The organism is Pedobacter sp. A2324 (genome assembly GCF_059693705.1).
Genome location: NZ_JCASSK010000008.1, coordinates 148549 through 171722 on the forward strand (window position 1 = coordinate 148549; position 23174 = coordinate 171722).

Genomic DNA, 23174 nt, shown 5'->3' on the forward strand with positions numbered 1-23174 from the left:
CATGAAAGCAATACTATTTACCTTATTATGCGCGCTTACAGGAATAGCCGCATGCGCACAAGAGCTGAGCGGAAGGATTTTGGATGCCGCGAATAAAACATCCTTGTTGAGGGTCAGTGTAAAAGTAAATGACCGTCAGACCTATTCTGACAGTCTTGGCTTTTTCAAAATGCAAATCCCTAAGGGCGATTACGAAGTCATCATCAGCCATCTCGGATATGCAATGTTTAAAGGGAAGGTCAGCTTACCTCAGCGCAAAATTTTTGAAGTGTACTTACAAACTGAGAGCCGTCAGCTCGAAGATGTTATAGTAAGCACAGGATACCAGGATATACCTAAAGAACGTGCGACAGGAAGTTTTAGCAGTGTTAGCAAAAATACATTCAACCAACAGGTTACCACCGGAATTCTGGAGAGGTTAGAAGGAATCACACCTGCATTGACCGTAGACAGAAGAACAAATTCAGCTTCCATCATGGTGCGCGGATTAAGTACCTTACGGTCTGACCGCAGTCCTTTGATTGTTGTAGATCAGTTCCCTTACCAGGGCGATATCAATAACATCAACCCTAACGATGTCGAAAATATTACGATTTTAAAAGATGCTGCTGCCGCCTCAATATGGGGGGCGAAAGCCGGAAACGGGGTAATTGTAATTACGACGAAAAAGGGTAAATACAATCAAAAATTTAATGTCCAGTTTAATGCAGCTACCAGCGTATTAAGTGACCCGGATTTAACTTATAGCCAACGCATATCGGCCAGAGATCAGATTGCTGTAGAGCAAATGTTGTTTTCGAAAGGTTATTACACCAGCTCTGAAAATGCAAGTACGCATCCGGTACTCTCACCGGTGATCGAACTATTAATAGCAGCAAGGGATAGTAAAATCAGTACCCAGCAATTGGAAGACAACCTGAGTGTATTGCGTACTCAGGATATTAATCAGAACTACGCCGGTGCTTTCTTCAAAACAGGTATAAACAACCAGTATAGCTTATCCATGCAGGGCGGCATGGCCAATCACAACTGGCTGGTTACTGCTGGTTACGACCATAATACAAGTGCGCTTTCAGCTAAATATTCCAGGCTTAACCTGAAGGTAGAAAATAACTGGAAGCCGGTTAAAAATCTGGATTTGGGTTTTGCGATCTCGTATAGCCAGATCAATAATGCCAGTGGATTGCCTGGTTTATCCTCGCTGACGACAGCAACTGGAGTATTACCATCTTACACCAGGTTTTTAAATAACAACGGCGAAGGGGCGGAGGTTATGAAAACTTACACTAGCCGGTACACTACTACCGCGGGGAGTGGCAACTTGTTAGACTGGAAATACTATCCGATTTCTGATGCGCAACATTCTGCTACCTCAAATACTACAAAAGATTTACTTGCCAATTTAAAAATAGGTTATGAAATGTTCAAAGGCCTTAAATTGGGTATCAACTATCAGTACGAAAACCAAAAAATCGATGGAAACACGATTAACGATATATCAAGTTATTATACACGGAATCTGATTAACCAGTTTACACAGCTGTCGGGTACCACAGTAACCAGACCAATACCTTTAGGCAGTATCGTTGATGAAAATCTTCAAGACCTCAATGTACATAATCTTCGCGGCCAGGTAAATTTTAATAAACAAATTAATGATTTATCTCTCGATTTTCTGGCTGGTGGTGAAATGCGGGAAGCAAGGGGTGTGAGCAGGACATTCAGGAGTTATGGGGTAGATGCCGAAACAGGTACATCTATACCCGTAGATTATGTAAATAGCTATAGGAATTTTGTCACCGGATCATCCGGGTACATTAGTGATTTCACCAGTCACAACAGTTCGCTTACCCGTTACGTGTCAGCTTATGCCAATGGTGCATTATCCTTTAAAAACCGGTATACCCTTTCAGGCAGTGCACGAAGGGACGCCTCAAATCTTTTTGGTGTATCTACAAATAATCTCTGGCACCCATTATGGTCGGCTGGGATGGCATGGATTGTATCACAGGAGCCTTTCGCCAATAATTGGCCTTATCTGCGTTTGCGTGTTACTTATGGAAGTAGCGGAAATTCTGATTCCAGAAACGCAGCACTAACCACGATCAGTTATAGCGGAATTTCGAGCTATACCCGAACCGCAATGTCGATCATATTTAATTATGCCAATCCAGACTTAAAATGGGAACTCACCAGGACACTAAATGCCGGGCTCGATTTTAGTTTTTTTAACAAGCGTTTATCAGGAAGTGTTGAATATTATATTAAAAAATCTACTGACCTCATTGGAACTGAGCCGATAGATTATACGATTGGTGTGGGTACAACGGTTACCCGAAACGTAGCCGCCATTAGCGCCAGAGGCATCGATGTGGAGATGCGATCATTGAATACGGTGGGCAAGCTACGTTGGACAACAGATTTTTTCTTGAATTATTACCGGGACAGGGTAGATGATTACTACTTATCCAGTAACCTGGGGAGTAATTTTGTTAATGGAAACCTCAATATAGGCGGGGTAGTTGGGAAGCCGGTATACGCAGTTTATTCTTATAAATGGGCCGGTCTGAATCCAGCCAACGGGAATCCACGGGGATATCTGAACGGGGTGTATTCAGAAAACTATACCGCATTGACAGGTAGCGGAATAACTATCGATGATCTGGCTTACCGCGGCCCCGCATTTCCGGTAGTGACCGGGGCGCTGGGTAATACTATCGCCTGGAGGGGTTTTAATTTCAATTTTCGGATCAGTTATAAGTTTGGCAGTTATTTCAGGAGACCAGCCCTCAGTTATAGCAGTTTGTACTCAAATCGTAGCGGACTCAGTGAATATTCCAATCGATGGCAAATCCCTGGGGATGAGTTAAACACCGTTGTTCCTTCCCAAATATATCCTGCAATAGGAGCCAGAGATGATTTCTATGGTTATTCTGAAGCCACGGTGCTGAGTGGTGATTTGATCCGTTTTCAGTATGCAGGGGTGGGATATGAGTTCAATAAAACGGATTTCAAAAACCTTCCATTTCATAGTGTGGCAGTTCAGATTACGGCTAATAACCTGGGCTTATTATGGTCAGATAATGATTACAAGCTTGATCCGGACTATCCAACGGGCGCGCCTCAGAGAATCTATTCATTCAATTTAAGATTTAACCTTTAAAATATGATCATGAATTATAAATACCAATTTGTGTTATTGCAACTTTTTATCCTGGTATTGCTGGCAGCTAGTGGCTGTAAAAAGTTTCTGGAAGAAAAGCCGCTAGATAGCCTGGCCATTCCCACAACGTTGAAAGATTACCAGTCATTGTTAGATAAATACAGTTCAATTAATGAAGTAGATGCCAGTTCGGGCGAAGTAAGCGCAGCCGAAACTTACCTTTCTGACGCCGATTATAATGCCAGGGATGAAGTGGACCGCAGGATGTATACCTGGCAAAACAGCAATATATTTATTTCCCAGAACAATGACTGGTCAAATGTTTATGGAAAGAACTTTACCTTGAATACGGTAATTGATGGGTTGCCAAAGGTTGAAAAAACTGCTTTAAATTCAATGGAATGGAACAGCGTGATGGGCCAGGCTCATTTTATCAAGGCAAGAAATCTGTTGCAGGCAGCCGGAATCTGGTGCCTGGCTTACGACGAAAGTACCGCCGACACTGAACCAGGTCTACCTGTTATTGATGGCACAAATTTTAATCTGAGGTCAACCCGAAGTACGCTCAGGGAAACGTATAATGATATCATCAATGAGTTTAAATTAGCTGCCGCACTATTGCCTAATCAGGAAATCCATGTGATGCGCCCCTCAAAGCCTGCCGCCTTTGCGCTTTTGGCCCGCACCTATCTTTGGATGCGAAAATACGAGCAGGCGCAGCTTTATGCAGATTCCTGCCTTAAAATCAAAAGCAGCTTGCTGGATTATAATTCGTTAACTGCAACAGCTAGCTATCCATTTCCTCAATTTAATACTGAAGTGTTATATGCTGCGGTATTTAAATCGTTAACCACAATTGCTGCTGCAAGGGCGAAAATTGTTCCAGAGGTTTATAGCTTATACGACCCTAAAGATTTGAGAAAGACATTGTACTTTAAAGATAACGGTAATGGCACTTACGCCTTTAAGGGCAGTTACGATAATTCCGTCACCGCGTTTAGTGGGGTGGCCATAGATGAAGTATACCTTACGAGGGCCGAATGCGCTGCAAGACTGAATCAAACCGGCTTGGCCTTGTCTGATCTAAATGCATTACTGGTCACGCGTTATGCGAAAGGATTTTATGTCCCGTATACCGGATTGAGCGGGGAAGTCTTAGTGCAAATTATATTAAAGGAAAGGAGGAAGCAGTTGCTCATCCGCGGGCTTAGATGGATGGATGTTAAGAGATTAAATAAGGAGGGTGCCGGGATATCATTAAGCAGAACGGTTAATAATATTACTTATAACCTGCCTGCAAATAGCAGGCGCTTTGCATTACCCATTCCGGAAGAGGTGATCACCTTAAGTGATATTGTACAAAATACCTATTAAAAACGTAAGGGAGCAGGTGTGCCTGCTCCCTTGCTATACCTAATCTTTCCTCGAAGTAACGAAATCATCATCGTCTACCAACGCAGGCGTATTATGCACGGCCAGGTATGCCGAGATATTTGCGTATTGCGTATCCTGGAATTCAAGAGTACATGGAATGCTTTCGCCATCACATTCCGAAGGAATTGGGTCATTCGAGATATCTACCCACTTTGATGGGTCGGTGGTATCTGAATAACTAGTTCCGGTAAATTGGTATCTTAAGGCAGCCGATTTTTCTTCGGTAAAAGCACTTAAGCCTATCACGCCGAACCCGAAAAGGGCTACAAGGCCGATAGAGATTTTTTTTAAATTCATGATTTTAAAAATTAAATTAAAGACTCTGTTTAAGCACTTGAGGATGGCGATCCGAAAGCGGTTTTACACGATATTGTAAAACACTTTCTTGTTGACTCTCCTGAACGGCCTACCCGTAAACACAGCCATTAATTCCGGGAAATAAATGGCCGATCCCGCGAATGCGAAGCCATTTTTAAGATATGTAATTGTATTTATCATTTCCCGAAATCCTGACATAAATTTCGTGAGAATGCATCGAAGCGTATGCACGCAAATGTCACCAGTTCACTATTAAATAGGCGGTGGGGAGTGACAAATGTCACTACTCTTTTGTCCGGATGCGACTGAGTGTTTTTTGATCTATCCCAAGATATGAAGCAATGTCATTAACTGAAAGTCTTTTGCCGGTTTTCGGGTTATCTTTGAGCATGAGCTGATACCGTTGGGTAGCGAGGTGATAGTTTCTGATAAAAAGCTGATTTAAGACTGCCTCAAAATGAAACATATTGTATTTAATATCAAGGTGGTAGGCATCTCCATAAAGCTTCAATACATTTCCGTAGTGTACTTCCTCAATATACATTAGTTCAGCATCTTCCAGGAAAACTAAAACAATCTCTACATCCGGGTTGATTACACAGCTGGTGGCATGGAAAAGAAATTCCCTGTCAAAATAGAAATAAAGATTGATCCGCTCGCCTGACTCCCGGTGGACAGCCAGTAACTTTGCCGCCCCCGTAAACATCAAGGGGTAAAACATCTGATTATCGACCTCATAGTCTATATGCTGCCCCTTTAAATAAGTTTTGCTTTTTACTACACTCTTTAAGTACAATGTAAGCCCATCAGGCAAAGCGTGTACGGTGTTCAGCATTTCAATGTAATCCGCATTTTCCATAACCTTTTTTGATGGTAAATAAAGTGGTAATATAGTTTCTGTCAAGTTGCATAATTTTGCAACCCCCAGTTGTATAGATTTTCTTTCGATACGAATGAAAAGGAAACCATTGTGTGTTCATGATTAAGGATTGATCATGCTTCAATATCAGGTCCAGCCTGATTAATATTTTCCTTTCGCCAGCTCCAACATTTCAGTAAGCTTGACAATTACCTTTTTAATATCTTCACCTGCGTGATTATACAAAGCATTACGGACACTTTTTTCGGAGATGGATTCCCTTTCAATTGTACTGTAATGATGCGAGACATATTGAGGGGCAAACTTTGCCCTTCTCCAAAGGATGATACCTGTCTCCATTTGAAGGTGAATAAAAAATGCAAGCTGTTTAACTGAGAAAGATACCTTGTATTGCGAGTTCATCATTTGTGCATCTTCCGAATTATCTTTGACGAATTTTAATAATTCCAGGAACCTGATTTTCTGTTTTAATATTGTATTAATTAATTTCCTGCTACTTTTATTGTCTGAATATTGTTTTTCAGGACGTTTTCTACACGAGCATTTGAAATCTTCTCTGAAGTGGCGGAGCATGGTGATCTGATCATCTATCAGTGGCATCCCATCAGTGGCATTTGCGATAAACTTCGCGACGTACGAAAAAAAGACATCATGATTTGCTCCCGTTTCTATCATGAGTTTAATGATTTCATACTCATCGGTTTTAAGATTTTCAAGAATTTTTTTGTGGATGATATCGTATAGATCCAGCCAGAAATAAATATCCGTAAAGCTTATCACATAGCTTACATCCGTCGCCTTCTTAAACATGGTGATGAAGTCTTCACTAAAATCAAGCTGTTTAAATTTTTCAGTGAGCATTTCCTGCTGGTTTTTGATGTTAGCCAAAGACTGGGTCATGAAATAAATGGGGGCTTTGTAGCTGAAATCGAAATATTTGCGAAGTTCCACACTTAACCATTCCAAAAGATCCCGAATGTATGAATACAAAATGTTTAAAAGTGATTTGTTAGGGTGTTCAATGTCTGACGTGATCGCTTTTTCTATTGCGTCTGCCAGGGCCGTGAGTACTTGCTGATGCATATAGACATACCTCTTTATCTCGGAGTTTTTCCCGGCCTTAAACACCAGGTTTCTGAACATGTATATTAGTCGCTCATATTCCCGATCAACATTTTTTTCGAAATCAGTTTTATACTTTCTGGAAAAGGTGTTATTCGAGATCAGTTCCCGAAAATTTTCTTCAAATGGGGTTAGTTCAAATTGCATAATGGTTTTTTTTCCGGTAAATTATCGGCAATTTTTCCTGGAATAAAACTTTTTACACCGTTGAGATCTGTGGCTCCGCGAAAACCGCTTATAATGTGACGAACGCATTTGAGTACCAGCTATATTTATTCAATTCCTAATTTTTTACCAGGTCATTTTCTTTTAGGGATGCAGGGTTGCAATAATCATCAACCTATCATCAACTTGATGATAAACAGGTAATTGTTGAATTTGTAGAGGTATTGATTGTATAACTTTCAGTATGCTCATCTAAAATTATCGTTATGTTTAGTAAAATTTTCTTTCGCTTAAAAGAGATTCTGGACTCTGTAAACGAAGTCCGTAATTTGTTGATTCAGCAACAACCTATTGTTCAAAATGAAGAATGGTTTGACACCGCCGGACTCATGGCAAAACTTAACATCAGTAGCCGAACCATTTACCGTTTGCGGAAAAACGGCGCTGTATCTTCAAAACAGCTTTCAGGGAAGTGGTATTACAAAATTCCGGATTTTCCAGTTCAACCTGCAAACAAGAAATAACTCACTTACAACATCGAACATCGTTGCGATTGGGATGGCTATTAGCGCCAGCCGCGAAGCATCATTTCTCCGGAATGATATTGATTTCTTTGTAGCTGAGCCAACATTCTTCGGGAACCTTTTCTAATGGCTTCGTGTATCCTTCGAGGTGGCTTCGACTCCTCTTTGGGAAAGTATTGCCTCAGATTCGGGAAGCGTTCGGGAAGGCTTCGGGAACGGGTTGGGATCAACACGATCAAATTCCAATGAATTGGCAACCGCAAGGCATTTGTTAACCTAAACTGATACCTCTCAGGTTGCCATCTTTTCCAACCGGCTGCCTTAAGTGAGGACAATATTTAGGTTTAATTATTTGTTCAGTAATGTTTTCTGGCAGGCTATGAAGGAGACAAATTAAGCCAAATCAAGACAAGTTAAGCCACACTACGCTGAATATTAGGATTTTATATTTTTCGCATTTAATATTGTGCCAGGCAAAGCTATACCGGCCGGATAGTGATGCTGTTAAAAATTTTAAATCCATTCATTATGGGAACAATCAGAAACGGAGCCAATGGAGGCTTCTCCGGCAAGGCCGGAAGTGTTATCGGCAGTAGCTGGAACAATATCAGCTACATTAAGGGCTTGCCAAAGCTAAGCAACAAACCTGCCAGTGAGGCTCAGCTTATGCAGCGGGCTCGCTTCGGTGCGGTGATGACCTACCTGGGGCCTATCAAAGATGTATTGATGCTCGGGTACAAAGGGCAGACCTCGAATCGGGCAACGGGATTTAACATGGGTGTACAACATGCACTTAACAATGCGGTCACCGGAGTCTATCCGTATTTTAGCGTTGATAAGTCAATTATTCAGATCAGCAAAGGAACTTTACAGGCACCTGCAGACGTAACCCTGGTATCTACAACGCCGGAAGATCTGGTGTTGAGCTGGATGCCTCAGATTAATGACCTGACAGCATTTGTTGATGACCGGGTATATGTATTGATTTACAACGCCCCGCAAAATCTGTTTATGATCTACACTGCGATCGCTACACGAACTGAGGGGACTACTACGATTACCCTACCTGCAAGCTTTTCGGGCCAGGAAATTCATGTTTACATGTTTTACCAATCCCGGGATGGTGGGAGACAGTCAAATAGTGTTTACAAAGGGCCGTTTACAGTTGCCTAATTTTTAACCGATGAGTGTGTTGCCCTCGGCAGCACACTCATCTTAAACTTAAAATCATGAAAACTTTAATATTAAATTTAAAAAGGGGATTTAACCTTTATCCTATCCTATTAATCGTAGCAGTGGTGCTGGGATTATATCTATGCTGGCAGCTTTTGCCCATGTTCCTGACGATTGGCAATGCAACTGTGGGATTGGTTGACGCCGGTATCTGGCAATTATTACTTTTCGGACTAATTACCTGGATATTGCTCCTGTTCTTGTCGGTTAGTCTTCTTGGGCTTTTTCTCCGAAAACTGGCATTACCTTCAATTTCAAACATGGTTTTACAATTTAACGATCTATCATCATGGTATCAGTTAGGCTTTTATTGGGCATCGTTTGCGCTTTTGCTGTTAGCGGGAGTGGGATGCTTAGCGGCAGTGTTTTAAAAAGTAAAGTATCGGGAGCAAGTTTCGCTGGTTTATCATCTTTCTTTCAGGAGCGCACTGTTTCTCGTAAATCATCCTCCGAACACGCTAGACAACGAGTCATTCAGATTGCACAGGCCCAACTTCGTGTCCGTGAAGCGACAGGTAATAACGATGGAATTGCAGTAGAAAATTATCTCCATTATACTGGACATGTAAAAGGCGACCCATGGTGCGCAGCATTTGTAAGTTGGGTTTATGGACAGTCAGGGTATAAGTTCCCGTCCACTGCCTGGAGTCCGGCTTTATTTCCTGCTAGCCGAAGAGTAGACAACCCACAACCCGCCGATGTGTTTGGAATTTACTTTTCCAGCCTGAAGCGAATAGCGCATTGTGGTTTAGTAAAATCACAACGTGGCTCATGGTTAATTACCATTGAAGGTAATACCAACATGACGGGCAGCAGGGAAGGAGATGGCGTATACACTAAATACCGGCACAAGAGAACCATTATGTATTATGCGGATTGGCTGAAGGGAGGTGGAATATGAAAAGGTTTTTGATCGTGGTACTATTCTGTTCCTGCAGCGTGCTGCGGAAGGAAAGTGCTTCCAACACCAATCATCTCCAGGAAGCGCAACGTCTTAATTCCAGTTTGTCAAGCCATCAATCCTGGACTATTTTGAGCAATGATAGTTTGTCAAATGAAACCTTTTGGCGTATTTGGCCCAAAGGAGCAGTACGCTATTCCAATGATAGTGGTTTCAAAGGTGAAGCTGCGCTAATCGAGATACAACAAAAAGAGATACGAAAGGTTAATGGGGAGGCAAAGGGGACAGATTCTACAAGTTTAAATGAACAGCTCAATATTGAAACAAAGCAGATGCAAAGTGCCGAAAGTCATGTGCAGGTTGGAAATAGAAATTGGTATTGGGTTGTTGGTATTGGTCTGGTCTTATTAATCTTATTATGGTGGCTACGGAGGTTATTGCAAAATTCTCTTAGTTGATATTTATGATTTGCTTCGTGCCCGCTCAAAATCAGTGCGTGGTACGAAGCAATCTCTGCTTATACTTCACTACTTGACTCCAGTGGAAGCCCTCAATTAATTTTAAAGTTTTTAAAACCTTTTCATCTTTGCTTTGTTATGTGGCTGTCTTATTCTTAATCATATGAGTAGTTATATTGAATCAATTGGCTGGGTAGCTCTAATCATTTCTAATGTTGTGGCATACATTTCCATTAAACGACTAAAAAAATCAGAACAGCGGCGTTTGGATAGTAAAATGCGTTTTCCGAAAGCTTTCGTATAGTTTACTCACGTAAAATCAGGTTAAATTTGCCTTAATTTGGTATTTGTTCTGGTCCCCCTCTACTTTTGGTCTGTTTTAATCTACTTAAGTTTGGATAACTGGATTATTGCATCTATTTTTAGAAAAAAATTGGTTATAATGCGGTATATCTTCAGATTTAAGTTGGTCTTTCCTTTTCTACGCAAAAGCATCCTTCATTAGTTATGTTTAATTTTTTTTCAAAAAAAAATAAGGTTACAGACATTTCCTGGCTCGGAGTCGATATGCATTCCCATATTTTACCCGGTATAGACGATGGGTCACCTGATGTGCCGACTTCCATTCGTTTTGTTAAGGCCCTGCAGGAATTAGGTTTTAATAAATTGATCGCTACGCCCCACATATATAAGGAGCTTTATCCTAACACGCAGGAAACCATTGGTGCGGCGAAAGATGCACTGCAAGCGGAAATGGATAATCAGAATATTTCGTTGACGTTAGGTGCTGCAGCAGAATATATGGTCGATCAGGATTTTACGATGGATAAGCCTTTATGCAAATTGGACGAAAAACATGTGTTAATTGAAATGTCTTATTTGAATGAGAGTCCAGGTATAAGCCAAACTGTTTTTGATATAGAAATTAAAGGTTATAAGCCAATTCTTGCTCATCCAGAACGATATACATTTTATTTCAAGGATAAAACCCGGTTGAAAAGATTTAAAGAGAAAGGTTGTTTATTTCAATTAAATTTACTCTCTGTTCTGGGCTACTATGGGAAAGAAGTTAAGCTAATGGCAGACGTTTTATTAAAGGAGAAAATGTATGATTTGGCAGGAACTGATTTACACCATGAAAGGCATTTGAATACATTGACAGAGTCGGTTCTTTCAGGAAGATTACATGAATTAATAGGTAATTACCACTTTCGAAACCAAGATGTATTCGGGCATGACAGTATTTAAAATAGTGTATGTGACGAATAAAATTGTTTTAAATTGAAATACTAAACTAAAATTGAGCTTACTTCATATATTATCTAGATCAGCATTTCTAGATATTACAATTAAATGATTAAGTTTGTAACCTGCTCGTTGTGTCAATTCCATTTCTTGCAGATATAATATTTATGAATAAACAAAATAATATGAGTAAGGGGGTTGTATTCGTTGCAACTCTACTGGTTATATCGTTAACCTCATCATGTATAAGCAACAAGAAAATTGCTTATTTTCAAGACATCCAATCGGTAAATCAAGCCAAGTTAGATAGTGCAGTGGTTTTTTCTGAACCAATAATACAATCTGATGATATATTAAGTATAAACATATTTACTCTCAATCAACAAAGTGGGGCAATTGTAAATCAAGCTGCGTCTACGCCATCTTTGGGAGGAAACTCTAATAGTAGTTTGGCAACGCAAAATACTGGTTTTTTGGTTGATAGAAATGGCGAGATTGAACTGTCGTTAATTGGAAAAGTTAAAGTTGCGGGCCTTACCTCGTATCAGGCGAGAGAATTAATTCGAGAGAAAGCTGCCAATATCTATCAGCAACCTAATGTTCAGTTAAGGTTTGCTAACTTTAAAGTGAGTGTTTTAGGAGAAGTTAACGCTCCGTCAACATATACGCTTCCAAATGAAAAAGTGAGCATCTTAGATGCGTTAAGTCTAGCTGGCGATTTAACAATATACGGTAAACGTGAGAATGTTTTAATTGTTAGAGACAATAACGGAATAAAGGAGTTTGCCAGACTTGATCTAAACTCATCTGACATCTTCAATAGTCCGTTCTACTATTTAAAGCAAAATGACGTAATTTATGTCGAGCCAAATAAACGTAAAGTCTCAGCATCAAATTCAGCACAAATACAAACTATTGGCGTAATAGCCTCTGTTATTTCAGTAATAGTTTTAGCGATCTCTAGTTTTAAATAATTTGCCTCAATGAATAATATAGTAAATAACAATACCAACCCGAATGGTGAAGAAGATATTATCAACCTAAAGGATGTTTTCAGTAAGCTTGTTGATAAGTGGTTATGGTTTTTAATAAGTATTTTGATCTGTTTATTACTTTCATTTTTTTATGCAAAATACACTGCCCCACTTTACCAGATAAGAGCTAAAATTCTGGTAAATGATGACGAAAAAGGCGGGGGTTTAGGTAAACAAGCCGGCGCTTTAATGGACCTAGGTGGGTTAATGGGGGCTAAAAATTCCGTTGATAACGAAGTCGAAATTCTTAGGACGAGGTTTTTGATGGAGCAAGTCGTAAGAGAGATGCAGCTTAATGTCATATATTCACGAAAGATAGATTTTTTAACAAGAGAAGTTTACAATTCGCCATTTAAGTTAAGTATTCTCAAGGGATTAGATACTATTAAAACTACTAACATAGAAGTATCAGTAATAGACAATCAAAATCTAAGATTAAAAAAAAATAACGAGGTAAGAAACATAAAATGGGGGAGTGAATTTAAACTTGATGGTGTTGGTATCGTAAAATTAGATCTTTTGTCTCCTTCTAGGACTGAAAGTGGTGAATATTCTGTACGTATTCTATCCATAGACCAACGAGTATCAAATTTGTTAGCACAACTTTCTGTTGGGGTTTCTAATAAACAAGTCTCTATTATTGATCTTGGGCTATCTTATACTTTACAACAAAAAGGCGAAGATATTCTTAATACTTTAATTGATAAGTACACCCAGGCAAATTTAAGAGATAAAAATTCCATCGCTGATAGTACATATTTATTTATTAAAGAACGAATAAATAAAATTGCTTCGGAGCTTGGGGATGTCGAAAACAAAGTTGAATCTTTTAAACAACAAAACCAGTTATCAGACATGAGTGAACAAGGTAAGTTGTTGGTTCAGAATACAGGTGAATTTTCAACTGAACTTGCTAAAGCAGAAACACAGGTATCAGTATTGAATGATTTGGAACGTTATCTAAAAGATAATACAGATAGTAAGAGGGTGTTTCCCTCATCATTAATTCCTTCAGATCTGGTTTTTTCGAATTTAATGGGGCAATACAATGCACTTCTCCTGGAGCGTGAAAAACAATTATTAAGTGTAACGGAAGAAAGTCCATTTATTAAAAATATCGATAAACAAATTGAGGGGCTAAGAAGCGATATTCTTTCTAATGTTCAAATCACAAAAAATTCATATGTAGCTAATCGTAATAAGCTTCGAAATCAATTAAAATCAGCAGAGGGACAGATTTCCGGTGTTCCACAAATTGAGAAGAATTATTTGAAATTGGCACGGAATCAGCAGATCAAACAAGAACTATATATCTTTCTAATGCAGAAAGCTGAAGAGACCGCTATATCGAAGACATCAAATATTTCGATTGCTAAAACAATTGATCCTCCAAAAGCTGAAGTTGCTCCAATTAGTCCGAAGAAAAACCTAATATATCTTGTGGGATTAGTGGCAGGACTGATTTTACCAGTTATTGTAATATTTGGTTCAGAGCTGTTGAACAATAGTATAAAAACTAAGGAAGAGATTAATTCTTTGACACAAGTTCCGGTAATAGGAGAAATAAGCCATAATTCATCTGATGATAATCTCGTGGTTGCAAATCAAAGCCGATCCGCGATATCAGAACAGTTCAGAGCCTTAAGAACTAACTTATCGTTTTATCTTCGGAATAATGATGAAAAAATAATTTTACTTACATCAAGTATGAGTGGTGAAGGGAAGTCATTTACGGCAATTAATTTAGGAAATATATTGGCATTAGCGGGAAAGAAAGTCTTATTAATGGAGCTGGATTTACGAAAACCAGGTTTATCAGCGAAGTTAAATGTTGATAATTCATTGGGATATAGTAATTATACCATTAAGAATGATTTGACAGCAACCAACTTAATTAAACCACTTCATATTAATAAAAATATGTTCATTATTTCTTCAGGTCCGCTCCCTCCAAATCCCGCAGAAACACTGATGAATGAACGAATGCCACTTTTGATGGAAGAGCTGAAAAAACAATTTGACTACATAATTTTAGATGCGCCTCCTATTGGTATTATATCAGATGCTCAGTTACTGGCTCCGTACGCAGATGTTACTTTGTTTTTGGTGAGACAGAAGGTTACACAGAAAGACCAACTTAGAATTGTTGAGGAACTCTACAGAAGTGGAAAAATGAAGAGCTTAGGGATCGTCGTAAATGATATAGTTAATAAATATTATGGTTACGGTTACGGTTATGGAGCTTACGGAGAGAATGAGACGCAACCTTGGTATAAGAAAATGTTTAAATTGAGATCATAGTCTATGAATTATACATTAAAAGTTGCTGAAATAAGAAAGGAAACCGAAGATACTGTCACACTTTGTTTCAAGCAACCCGGATTAAAAAAAATTAAGTATATAGCCGGACAATACCTTACTTTGATCTTTAGGATTAATGGAAGACGTTATATTCGTCCGTATTCATTTTCGTCCTGTCCCGGTGTTGATACATTTTTGGAAATTACAGTCAAACGGGTCGAAAATGGTTTAATATCAAATCACATCAACGATGTAGTACAGGTAGGTGATTCAATTGAGGTAATGCCTCCAATGGGCGATTTTATTTTTGAAGAGGGCCATGGATTTAAAGATGTATATTTTTGGGGTGTGGGAAGCGGTATAACGCCACTGCTATCTATCATAAAATATATTTTGTCGGAAAAAACGGAAGTTAAAGTACATCTTAACTATGGTAACCGAAGTCATGAATCTACAATATTTAAAAACCAAATAGATCAACTTAAAGAGAGATATGGTGATCGCCTTACAATTAGGCATTTTCACACAAAATTAGTTATTGATGAGGCAAATCCATATCTGATACAAGGTAGGATTGATCAAGACAAAGCCTTAAAGATATTGAGTGATCAAAGCGAACATAACGGTGTTGCACACTATATCTGTGGCCCCGCCGGTTTAAAGGAATCCGTAAAGAATGCAGTTCAAGCCAAGTTCGGTAATCTTGACCATGTTTATTCCGAAGATTTTGAATTGGTTAAAGATCCAAAAGATTTCGAAGATGTGCATACTCAAAACGTTTCTCTAAATTTTCAGGGCGAAAAATATACCGTTGAGGTTGTTAAAGGAAAAAGTATTTTGGAAGCAGCTTTAAGCGCTGACATTGAATTGCCTTATTCTTGCCAAACGGGAAATTGTAGTACTTGCAAGGGTTCAATGATCATTGGCGAAGCCAAGATGATCGGGTTAACGAAAGTACGCGATGATTTATCAGCAAATGAATATTTACTTTGCTGCACACATCCTCTAACAGATAATGTACATATAGAAATATAAATAAAATATGAAGGTAGTAATACTTGCAGGTGGTTTAGGTACCCGCTTAATGGAAGAGACAGAAGCTCGTCCAAAGCCAATGGTTGAAATAGGTGGAAAACCTATATTATGGCATATTATGAAGATTTATGAAGCTTATGGCTACAATGACTTCGTATTATGCTTAGGTTATAAAGCCCAATCTATTAAAGAATATTTTCTGAATTATTATTTATATAACTCAGATGTTTCTATCGATATCGAAAAGAATAAAGTGGATGTCCATTTTTCTAATTCAGAGTCATTCAAAGTGACTCTAGTTGATACTGGATTGAAAACAAATACTGCTGGCCGAATCAAGAAAATTCAGAAATATGTGGATGGTGAGACTTTCATGCTTACATATGGAGATGGAGTAGCAGATATTGATATCAATGCTCTCGTTGATTTTCATAATAGCCATGATAAGTTAGCAACATTAACTAGTATACAAACGCCAGGTCGTTTCGGAAATATTGAAATGGATGAGGATGGTGCTGTACAACATTTCGTAGAGAAACCTCAGGGAGATGGAATGTGGATTAATGGAGGTTTCTTTGTTTTAAATCCAGGGATATTTAAATACCTAGAGGGTGACGTTGAAGACGTTCAATGGGAAAACAAACCTTTGAAAGAAATTGCCAATGATGGTCAACTAGCAGCATTTAAACATTCTGGTTTTTGGAAACCAATGGATGCTTTGAGAGATCGTATTGAGTTGGAACAACTTTGGTCTAGTGGGGAAGCAAAATGGAAAATCTGGTAGTATGAGCTTTCAAAATATTTATCAAGGGAAAAAAGTCCTTTTAACTGGCCATACAGGTTTTAAGGGTTCTTGGATGGCAATCTGGCTAAAAGAACTAGGTGCAGAGGTTTATGGATATGCTTTAGCTCCTCAATCCGATATGGATAATTTCGTGATCTGTAACTTAAAAGATCATATTAATCATTATGAAGGTGACGTTAGAGATGGAGAAAAATTAAAACGTTATTTTCAGGACGTTCAACCTGATTTTGCCTTTCACTTAGCTGCTCAACCGTTAGTATTATTATCTTATCAAGATCCATTAGGTACTTTTGACACTAACTTGATGGGCACAGTAAATTTCTGGGAAGCGGTAAGGTCTACAGCCTCGGTCCAAGCAGCCGTGAATGTAACTACAGATAAATGTTACGATAATAAAGAATGGGTTTGGGGTTATAGGGAAAATGATCCAATGGGAGGTAAAGATCCGTATAGTGCTTCCAAAGGCTGTTCGGAACTTATTACCAGTTCATATCTAGAATCTTTCTTCAAAGCTGAGGGCACGTGTAATATTGCGTCTGCAAGGGCAGGTAACGTAATTGGGGGCGGAGATTGGGCGTTAGATAGAATAATACCAGACTATTTCAGGGCATTCAAAAAAGAAGAGAAGCTGGAAGTTCGTAATCCTTATGCAACAAGACCTTGGCAACATGTGTTAGAGCCATTAAGTGGTTATCTAAATTTAGGAGCGGAATTATTCATAAACGGCAAGGGATTTAGTGGAGGATGGAATTTTGGGCCTGAAGATGTAACCAATTATTCTGTAAAGGAATTAATTGATGAGATTTTGATTTTAGACAGTAGAGGTGGTTATACCATACCGGAAGGTACTGTCAAACTTCATGAAGCAGTATTATTAAAGTTAGACATCTCTAAAGCAGCAAATTTCCTAAAATGGAAACCAGTTTTAAGCTTTAAGGAAACAGTTGATTTCACTCTAAAAGGTTACATGGACGATTTGGAAGGTGGAAGTAACATTTTATCTTTAAGGACAAACCAGATAAATCAGTATACTAAGGCGGCATTAGGCAAGGCCATAAACTGGGCATTATAATGGAAATAAAAGAAACTCCCTTCCACGATTTATTTATCATGGATTATAAAAGTTTTGTTGATAACAGGGGTGAATTTGTAAAGACAATCCACAAAGAAACATTTCAGGCTAAAAATTTGGATTATAACTTTACCGAAAGTTTCTATTCTGTCTCTAATAAAGATGTAATCCGGGGAATGCATTATCAAGTTCCTCCTGAAGATCATTCAAAACTAGTATACGTTGTTACTGGTGCAATCATAGATGTCGTTTTAGATATTCGTAAGAATTCTGAAACCTTTGGAAGTTTTTTTTTCGCAGAACTTTCAGCGAAAAATAGAAAGGGGATATATATTGGGAAGGGATTTGCACATGGATTCCTTTCACTAGAAGACAATACCACTGTAGAATACCATACTTCTACTTCTCAAAGCAGAGAATGTGAAGCAGGGATTAAATTTGATTCTTTTGGATATGACTGGGACGTTCAGACCCCAATTTTATCAGATCGGGATCTGAGTTTCGAAACATTTTCTAATATAAAAAGCCCTTTTTAAATATGAAAGCCTTTATCGTTGGAGCTTCAGGACTAGTAGGTTCTCACTGCATGTCTGTGTTTAAAGACCATAACTGGGAAGTCTTAGGTTCACATTTAAGTTTTGCAACCGAACACACAGTTCCTTTCAATTTCTTGGAAGATGATTTAGAAAAACTGTTTGCTACACACAGTTTTTATCCAGATGTGATTATTCACTGCGCCGCTTTAACAAACGTTGATTATTGTGAAAATAATGTGGATGAAAGCTACGAAAAAACTGTTTTACCAACTGAAAAAATAGTTGACTACTGCCGGCTGAAAAATGTGGGATTAGCATTTATTTCGACGGACTATGTTTTTGACGGCACGAGTGGACCATATCGTGAAGATGCCAAAGTTAATCCGTTAAATGTTTATGGAAAACATAAATTAGAATGTGAAAGATTAGTCTCTACATTGGATACCAACCTTGTCTTACGTGTGACGAATGTTTATGGTGAAGAGGCTAGGTCAAAAAACTTTATCGCAAGACTAATTTCAGATTTACAGAATAACGTTTCTAAAGAACTAAATTTACCCTTTGATCAGTTTGCCACGCCGATATATGCCGGCGATATTGCCAAAATGACTTTAATGCTAATTGAGGATAACAAAAAGGGAATCTATCACTTAGCAGGAAATGACTATTACAACAGATATCAGTTAGCGGCAAAAGTTGGTAGTTATTTTAGCCATAACAAGCTTCATCTGACACCCGTTAAAACTTCTCAATCGAATCAAGCAGCGGTTAGACCATTAAACGGAGGATTATTAAATATTAAATTTTTAGGAGAATATCCAAAATTTACATTTGAAAATGTAGATTCTTTTATTTTTAAAGTAACAAAACATGAATTATAAACACTTTAACGGAGCGTTACAGGAAGAATTGTCTGCAATAGCTGCCAAAAATGCAAAACGGGAAATCATCCCCGGTCAAGATTACATCGCTGTAACCGGCAAAGTAATGGACGCAGATGATTTACTATTAGGAGTGGACTCTATGCTAGATGGATGGTTAACTGCCGGACGTTTTGCAGCGGAATTTGAATCTGAATTCGCCAGATATTTTGGTGCAGTTAAGGCACTTTTGGTAAACTCAGGCTCATCTGCTAACTTAGTTGCCTTTTATACTTTAACCTCTCCTAAACTAGGTGACAGGGCTATTAAGCCAGGCGACGAAGTAATCACTGTGGCAGCTGGTTTTCCTACGACCGTAAATCCAATTGTACAAGCGGGTGCAGTTCCAGTTTTCATTGATGTTGATATCGCCACACATAACGTAAAGGCCGATATGATAGAAGCAGCTGTTTCTCCTAAAACGAAAGCAATCATGATAGCCCATTCATTGGGTAATCCTTTTGACTTGGATGAGGTGATGAGAGTTGCAAAAAAATATAATCTGTGGGTGATAGAAGACGATTGTGACTCACTGGGGGCAACTTATAAGGGCAAAAAAACCGGTACTTTCGGTGATTTATCGACTTTTTCTTTTTACCCTGCTCACCATATCACAATGGGTGAAGGTGGCGCGGTAGTTGTTAACAATCCTGAATTGGCTAAAATTGCTGAAAGTTTTAGAGATTGGGGTAGGGATTGCTACTGTTTGCCGGGTAAAGATGATACATGCGGCTGTAGATTTAGCCAACAATTAGGTTCTTTACCTTACGGATATGACCATAAGTATACATATTCTCATGTTGGATTTAATCTGAAGGTTACAGATATGCAGGCGGCATTAGGAGTATCGCAGCTTAAGAAGGTAGATCATTTTATTCAACGAAGAAAAGAAAATTACGCCGCATTGTATTCTCGTATGAAGGAATTTGAAGACATTTTCATTTTGCCTGAGCCTACGCCAGAATCCGATCCATCCTGGTTTGGATTTTTGATGACATTAAGGGAAGGAGATGCAAACGACAGGCATATGTTGGTTCAGCATTTGGAGCAAAACAAAATTGGAACAAGATTACTTTTTGCTGGGAATTTGTTAAGACAGCCAGCTTATGCTGATGTTACACACAGAGTAGTAGGTGACTTGACAAATACTGATATCATCATGAATCAATCATTCTGGCTTGGTGTATGGCCAGGTCTTACGGAAGATCATTATGATTATATCGCAGATGTAATTCGCAAATATATTAATGATTTGTAATTTATATTTCAGGGCGATAAAATTGTTTATCGCCTTGAAAATTTTCTTTAATGTTGGTGAATATGTTTTACCAACTTTTAACTTCAACAGAATTTACTTTTATGGATATTAGTATAAGTAAAAAGGATGTTTTTTGGAGTTATGTAGCGCAAGCTTTGAATTATGGGTCAAGTGTTCTTTTGCTACCAATAATATTAAAAACACTACCAGAACATCAAATTGGTATTTGGTACATCTTCTCGAGTATAACCTCACTTGTTTTATTACTAGATTTCGGGTTTCTACCAAACATTACAAGAATTGTATCTTATGTATATAGCGGGGCGCAAAAACTAAAAAAAGAAGGCTTAGATGATATTACTACCAGTAACGAAATCAATTATGATTTACTAAAAACAATCATACACGTTATTAAAAAAATATACATGTTAATAACGGGTCTTTTGGTTTTTTTATTGATTTTTGGTGGATATTGGTATTTGAGAAATATAATTTCACCGGAGGAACACACTCTTTGGATTGCATTTTACATTTTTTGCATCGCAATATCGATGAATTTTTTCTACTCATATTATGATGCACTTCTATTAGGAAGAGGTAAAGTAAAAAATGCGAATCAAGCTATATCTTATGCTAAATTACTGAACCTGATCTTAGCAGCAACTGGCCTATTCTTGGGATATGGTCTTTTGAGCATATCTATAGCGCTACTTTTAAGTAATATAGTTTGCCGATTCTTGTACCACAGAGCTTTCTATGATTTCGACACGGTTACGAAATTGGATAGAGCTAATGTTGAGAATCCAAAGGATGTTTTCAATAGTATATGGTTTAATTCAAAAAAGTTGGGGTTAGTTTCTGTGGGAACTTTTCTGATATTTCAAGCAAATATGCTCATTGCCGGTCAATTTTTTTCTTTAAGTGAGGTCGCATCTTACGGACTCGTAGTTCAGTTGTTTTCTCTTTTAGCGATTTTTTCCCGGTTGTATTTTACATCTCATTTGCCAAGATTTAATAGCCTTTGGATGGGAAATAACGTGTCCAAACTCAAAGGAGAATTCATCAAAAGCATGAAAATAGGCTGGGCACTTTATGCTTTGGGGAGCTTAGTGATAATTTTTGCTGGAAGGTATATTTTACAAATAATCGGCAGTAATACAAATTTGCCAAATTTGTCGATGATTCTAATGTTTGGATTTATCTATCTTATGGAAATTACGCATGGAAATAGCGGAATATTCCTGACAACAAAAAATACTGTGCCATATGTTTTACCCACTATTGTTTCAGGGGTAGCAATCTTTTGCGCGAACTTAATTCTTATATTTTACTTTCATTTGAGGTTAGAGGCATTTGGTATTTCTACCATATTTATACAGTTGTCATATAATGCTTGGAAATGGCCTTTGGAAGTAATAAAAGAATTAAAAATTAAATTCAAAGATCTTTATGCCTAATACACTTAGAAAAATCACCATAGCTATCCCCGTTTATGAACGTTATGAATATTTCGAGGATGCGATCTACAGCGCCATTAACCAGACTGTAAGCGCAAACATACTTGTAGTAGATAATAATTCAAGTCATGCAAGGTTTAAAGATTTTGTTGATTCCCTTAAAAACCCGCAGGTGTCGTATATAAGAAATTCGGAAAATGTTGGAATGGTGGAAAATTGGAATGTTTGTATTGACAAAACCGAAACGGAGTGGGTTACTATTCTACATTCAGACGACATGCTTTCACCAGTCTATATTGCGAATATGTTAGCATACATTGAAAAATTTCCTTCTTTGATTTCGGTAGCATCTGATACACATTTCGGTACAGCTGTGAGGCCAGATTTTAATGATCCTAAAAAGAATATTGTTTTTCCGTTCAATAGAATTAAGCCAAATCATTTTTTACTAGGAAATCCTATCCCTTTTCCAGGGGTACTGTTTAATAAGAGAAAGATAAATACAAAGTTCAAGAAAGATATGTATCCAATTGCCGATTACTCTTTCTGGTACGAACTATCTTTAATTTCCCCACTGCATTTTGTAAATAAAAAACTGGCTTTCTATAGAATATCTCCCCAACAAGAAACAAGCGAGGTATATTTAGAAATCGTAGAAAAAGCATATAGGTTCAAAAATACTATCACCGCTAGGAATTTATTAGAGATATTTCTATCCAAACTGGATACTTATGTTGGATTCAAAAATTATTCTAAAACCCATAATGGAGAGGATAACCTGCTAAATGATAGCAAGTATTCTTGTAGACACTTGATTGAAAGTTATAGTAAGATTCCTATTCCTTTGTTTATGCAGCGTATTTTTGTCAGAATTGCGAAGCGAATTTATATATCATTGACTTAATATGTTAATAGCACTATGTGTCTTTGAAGTTTAAAAGCTTTGGGGAGAGATCTTTATTAAATGATTAATTGACAATAAAAAAATGCAAATCTGTTTTAATTTTATCTCCTCGGGATTTTGCAAATAAAATTTTAGCTGAGGATCAGTAGGGTAAATTCAAACTCTAGACAGACTTCAAAAACTGAATTGAAGTGGTTCATCTGCTCCAAAATACCATTTTAGAGCAATTTAATTAATTTATTAGATTTTTATTATTCCTCGAAAGCTCGTTAAGCATGATGTATTTCATGATAACATGGTAGTTCTCTCATCATGCCTGCTGCCTGCGTTATACTTCTTAAATTTTTTAAAATAAATAAGGGGATATGAAGTGATCACGGAACAAAATCGTCTAGATTGGACATGTTAA

21 protein-coding genes are annotated in these 23174 nt (G+C 37.9%); 18 read left to right on the forward strand and 3 right to left on the reverse strand.

The window, feature by feature from the left end:
• Position 1 precedes the first annotated feature (1 nt).
• Entirely contained in the window at positions 2 to 3163 is a 3162-nt protein-coding gene (locus AC570I_RS21195) for a SusC/RagA family TonB-linked outer membrane protein (protein ID WP_497407097.1), read from the forward strand.
• A 9-nt stretch (positions 3164 to 3172) separates the two neighbouring features.
• Positions 3173 to 4537 carry a RagB/SusD family nutrient uptake outer membrane protein gene (locus AC570I_RS21200; RefSeq protein ID WP_497407098.1) on the forward strand — a complete coding sequence of 455 codons (1365 nt, stop codon included), beginning with the start codon at positions 3173 to 3175 and terminating at the stop codon, positions 4535 to 4537.
• A gap of 39 nt (positions 4538 to 4576) precedes the next feature.
• Here the strand turns inward: AC570I_RS21200 and AC570I_RS21205 are convergent, their stop codons facing one another.
• The 3 genes from AC570I_RS21205 to AC570I_RS21215 form a co-directional block, all read right to left on the reverse strand.
• Entirely contained in the window at positions 4577 to 4894 is a 318-nt protein-coding gene (locus AC570I_RS21205) for a hypothetical protein (RefSeq protein WP_047800829.1), read from the reverse strand.
• A gap of 304 nt (positions 4895 to 5198) precedes the next feature.
• A complete protein-coding gene (locus AC570I_RS21210; RefSeq protein WP_497407099.1) occupies positions 5199 to 5774 on the reverse strand; it encodes a cyclic nucleotide-binding domain-containing protein in 576 nt (191 codons plus the stop codon).
• 162 nt (positions 5775 to 5936) lie between these two features.
• Positions 5937 to 7064 carry a hypothetical protein gene (locus AC570I_RS21215; RefSeq protein WP_497407100.1) on the reverse strand — a complete coding sequence of 376 codons (1128 nt, stop codon included), beginning with the start codon at positions 7062 to 7064 and terminating at the stop codon, positions 5937 to 5939.
• Positions 7065 to 7442: 378 nt separating this feature from the next.
• Here AC570I_RS21215 and AC570I_RS21220 point away from each other — a divergent pair, with 378 nt between their 5' ends.
• The 16 genes from AC570I_RS21220 to AC570I_RS21295 all read left to right on the forward strand — a co-directional run bounded on the left by AC570I_RS21220 (position 7443) and on the right by AC570I_RS21295 (position 22765).
• Positions 7443 to 7733 carry a hypothetical protein gene (locus AC570I_RS21220; protein ID WP_047800826.1) on the forward strand — a complete coding sequence of 97 codons (291 nt, stop codon included), beginning with the start codon at positions 7443 to 7445 and terminating at the stop codon, positions 7731 to 7733.
• 401 nt (positions 7734 to 8134) lie between these two features.
• Positions 8135 to 8779, forward strand: coding sequence for a DUF6266 family protein (locus AC570I_RS21225; RefSeq protein WP_156166786.1), 645 nt, complete (start codon positions 8135 to 8137; stop codon positions 8777 to 8779).
• A gap of 56 nt (positions 8780 to 8835) precedes the next feature.
• Complete coding sequence (locus tag AC570I_RS21230) at positions 8836 to 9210, forward strand: hypothetical protein (protein WP_047800824.1); 375 nt, start codon at positions 8836 to 8838, stop codon at positions 9208 to 9210.
• Positions 9129 to 9740, forward strand: coding sequence for a C40 family peptidase (locus AC570I_RS21235; RefSeq protein ID WP_231582714.1), 612 nt, complete (start codon positions 9129 to 9131; stop codon positions 9738 to 9740). The genes AC570I_RS21230 and AC570I_RS21235 overlap by 82 nt, the downstream gene beginning before the upstream one ends.
• A 131-nt stretch (positions 9741 to 9871) precedes the next feature.
• The gene (locus AC570I_RS21240; RefSeq protein WP_497407101.1) at positions 9872 to 10198 is read left to right on the forward strand and encodes a hypothetical protein; all 327 of its coding nucleotides are present in this window, start codon (positions 9872 to 9874) and stop codon (positions 10196 to 10198) included.
• Positions 10199 to 10705: 507 nt separating this feature from the next.
• On the forward strand, positions 10706 to 11446 hold the full coding sequence (locus AC570I_RS21245; RefSeq protein WP_047800822.1) for a tyrosine-protein phosphatase: 741 nt from the start codon (positions 10706 to 10708) through the stop codon (positions 11444 to 11446).
• A gap of 164 nt (positions 11447 to 11610) precedes the next feature.
• Complete coding sequence (locus AC570I_RS21250; RefSeq protein ID WP_047800821.1) at positions 11611 to 12417, forward strand: polysaccharide biosynthesis/export family protein; 807 nt, start codon at positions 11611 to 11613, stop codon at positions 12415 to 12417.
• A gap of 9 nt (positions 12418 to 12426) precedes the next feature.
• Entirely contained in the window at positions 12427 to 14778 is a 2352-nt protein-coding gene (locus AC570I_RS21255) for a GumC family protein (RefSeq protein WP_047800820.1), read from the forward strand.
• Positions 14779 to 14781: 3 nt separating this feature from the next.
• On the forward strand, positions 14782 to 15813 hold the full coding sequence (locus AC570I_RS21260; RefSeq protein ID WP_047800819.1) for a ferredoxin--NADP reductase: 1032 nt from the start codon (positions 14782 to 14784) through the stop codon (positions 15811 to 15813).
• A 7-nt stretch (positions 15814 to 15820) separates the two neighbouring features.
• Positions 15821 to 16597 carry a glucose-1-phosphate cytidylyltransferase gene (gene rfbF / locus AC570I_RS21265; RefSeq protein WP_047800818.1) on the forward strand — a complete coding sequence of 259 codons (777 nt, stop codon included), beginning with the start codon at positions 15821 to 15823 and terminating at the stop codon, positions 16595 to 16597.
• 1 nt (position 16598) lies between these two features.
• Positions 16599 to 17690: a CDP-glucose 4,6-dehydratase gene (rfbG, locus tag AC570I_RS21270; RefSeq protein ID WP_047800817.1), complete on the forward strand. Its 1092-nt coding sequence runs from the start codon at positions 16599 to 16601 to the stop codon at positions 17688 to 17690.
• Positions 17690 to 18226: a dTDP-4-dehydrorhamnose 3,5-epimerase family protein gene (locus tag AC570I_RS21275; protein ID WP_047800816.1), complete on the forward strand. Its 537-nt coding sequence runs from the start codon at positions 17690 to 17692 to the stop codon at positions 18224 to 18226. The genes rfbG and AC570I_RS21275 overlap by 1 nt, the downstream gene beginning before the upstream one ends.
• A gap of 2 nt (positions 18227 to 18228) precedes the next feature.
• Positions 18229 to 19107, forward strand: coding sequence for an SDR family oxidoreductase (locus AC570I_RS21280; RefSeq protein ID WP_053058474.1), 879 nt, complete (start codon positions 18229 to 18231; stop codon positions 19105 to 19107).
• On the forward strand, positions 19097 to 20404 hold the full coding sequence (gene rfbH, locus AC570I_RS21285) for a lipopolysaccharide biosynthesis protein RfbH (RefSeq protein ID WP_047800815.1): 1308 nt from the start codon (positions 19097 to 19099) through the stop codon (positions 20402 to 20404). Before AC570I_RS21280 ends, rfbH begins: the two co-directional genes overlap by 11 nt.
• 101 nt (positions 20405 to 20505) lie before the next feature.
• Positions 20506 to 21861, forward strand: coding sequence for an O-unit flippase-like protein (gene wzx / locus AC570I_RS21290; RefSeq protein WP_047800814.1), 1356 nt, complete (start codon positions 20506 to 20508; stop codon positions 21859 to 21861).
• Positions 21854 to 22765, forward strand: coding sequence for a glycosyltransferase family 2 protein (locus AC570I_RS21295; RefSeq protein ID WP_497407102.1), 912 nt, complete (start codon positions 21854 to 21856; stop codon positions 22763 to 22765). The genes wzx and AC570I_RS21295 overlap by 8 nt, the downstream gene beginning before the upstream one ends.
• The last annotated feature ends 409 nt before the right edge of the window (positions 22766 to 23174 follow it).

Coding starts and splice junctions, on each gene's coding strand:
- AC570I_RS21195 (WP_497407097.1), top strand. CDS start 2: ATGAAAGCAATACTATTTACCTTATTATGCGCGCTTACAGGAATAGCC.
- AC570I_RS21200 (WP_497407098.1), top strand. CDS start 3,173: ATGAATTATAAATACCAATTTGTGTTATTGCAACTTTTTATCCTGGTA.
- AC570I_RS21205 (WP_047800829.1), bottom strand. CDS start 4,894: ATGAATTTAAAAAAAATCTCTATCGGCCTTGTAGCCCTTTTCGGGTTC.
- AC570I_RS21210 (WP_497407099.1), bottom strand. CDS start 5,774: ATGGAAAATGCGGATTACATTGAAATGCTGAACACCGTACACGCTTTG.
- AC570I_RS21215 (WP_497407100.1), bottom strand. CDS start 7,064: ATGCAATTTGAACTAACCCCATTTGAAGAAAATTTTCGGGAACTGATC.
- AC570I_RS21220 (WP_047800826.1), top strand. CDS start 7,443: ATGAAGAATGGTTTGACACCGCCGGACTCATGGCAAAACTTAACATCA.
- AC570I_RS21225 (WP_156166786.1), top strand. CDS start 8,135: ATGGGAACAATCAGAAACGGAGCCAATGGAGGCTTCTCCGGCAAGGCC.
- AC570I_RS21230 (WP_047800824.1), top strand. CDS start 8,836: ATGAAAACTTTAATATTAAATTTAAAAAGGGGATTTAACCTTTATCCT.
- AC570I_RS21235 (WP_231582714.1), top strand. CDS start 9,129: ATGGTATCAGTTAGGCTTTTATTGGGCATCGTTTGCGCTTTTGCTGTT.
- AC570I_RS21245 (WP_047800822.1), top strand. CDS start 10,706: ATGTTTAATTTTTTTTCAAAAAAAAATAAGGTTACAGACATTTCCTGG.
- AC570I_RS21250 (WP_047800821.1), top strand. CDS start 11,611: ATGAATAAACAAAATAATATGAGTAAGGGGGTTGTATTCGTTGCAACT.
- AC570I_RS21255 (WP_047800820.1), top strand. CDS start 12,427: ATGAATAATATAGTAAATAACAATACCAACCCGAATGGTGAAGAAGAT.
- AC570I_RS21260 (WP_047800819.1), top strand. CDS start 14,782: ATGAATTATACATTAAAAGTTGCTGAAATAAGAAAGGAAACCGAAGAT.
- rfbF (WP_047800818.1), top strand. CDS start 15,821: ATGAAGGTAGTAATACTTGCAGGTGGTTTAGGTACCCGCTTAATGGAA.
- rfbG (WP_047800817.1), top strand. CDS start 16,599: ATGAGCTTTCAAAATATTTATCAAGGGAAAAAAGTCCTTTTAACTGGC.
- AC570I_RS21275 (WP_047800816.1), top strand. CDS start 17,690: ATGGAAATAAAAGAAACTCCCTTCCACGATTTATTTATCATGGATTAT.
- AC570I_RS21280 (WP_053058474.1), top strand. CDS start 18,229: ATGAAAGCCTTTATCGTTGGAGCTTCAGGACTAGTAGGTTCTCACTGC.
- rfbH (WP_047800815.1), top strand. CDS start 19,097: ATGAATTATAAACACTTTAACGGAGCGTTACAGGAAGAATTGTCTGCA.
- wzx (WP_047800814.1), top strand. CDS start 20,506: ATGGATATTAGTATAAGTAAAAAGGATGTTTTTTGGAGTTATGTAGCG.
- AC570I_RS21295 (WP_497407102.1), top strand. CDS start 21,854: ATGCCTAATACACTTAGAAAAATCACCATAGCTATCCCCGTTTATGAA.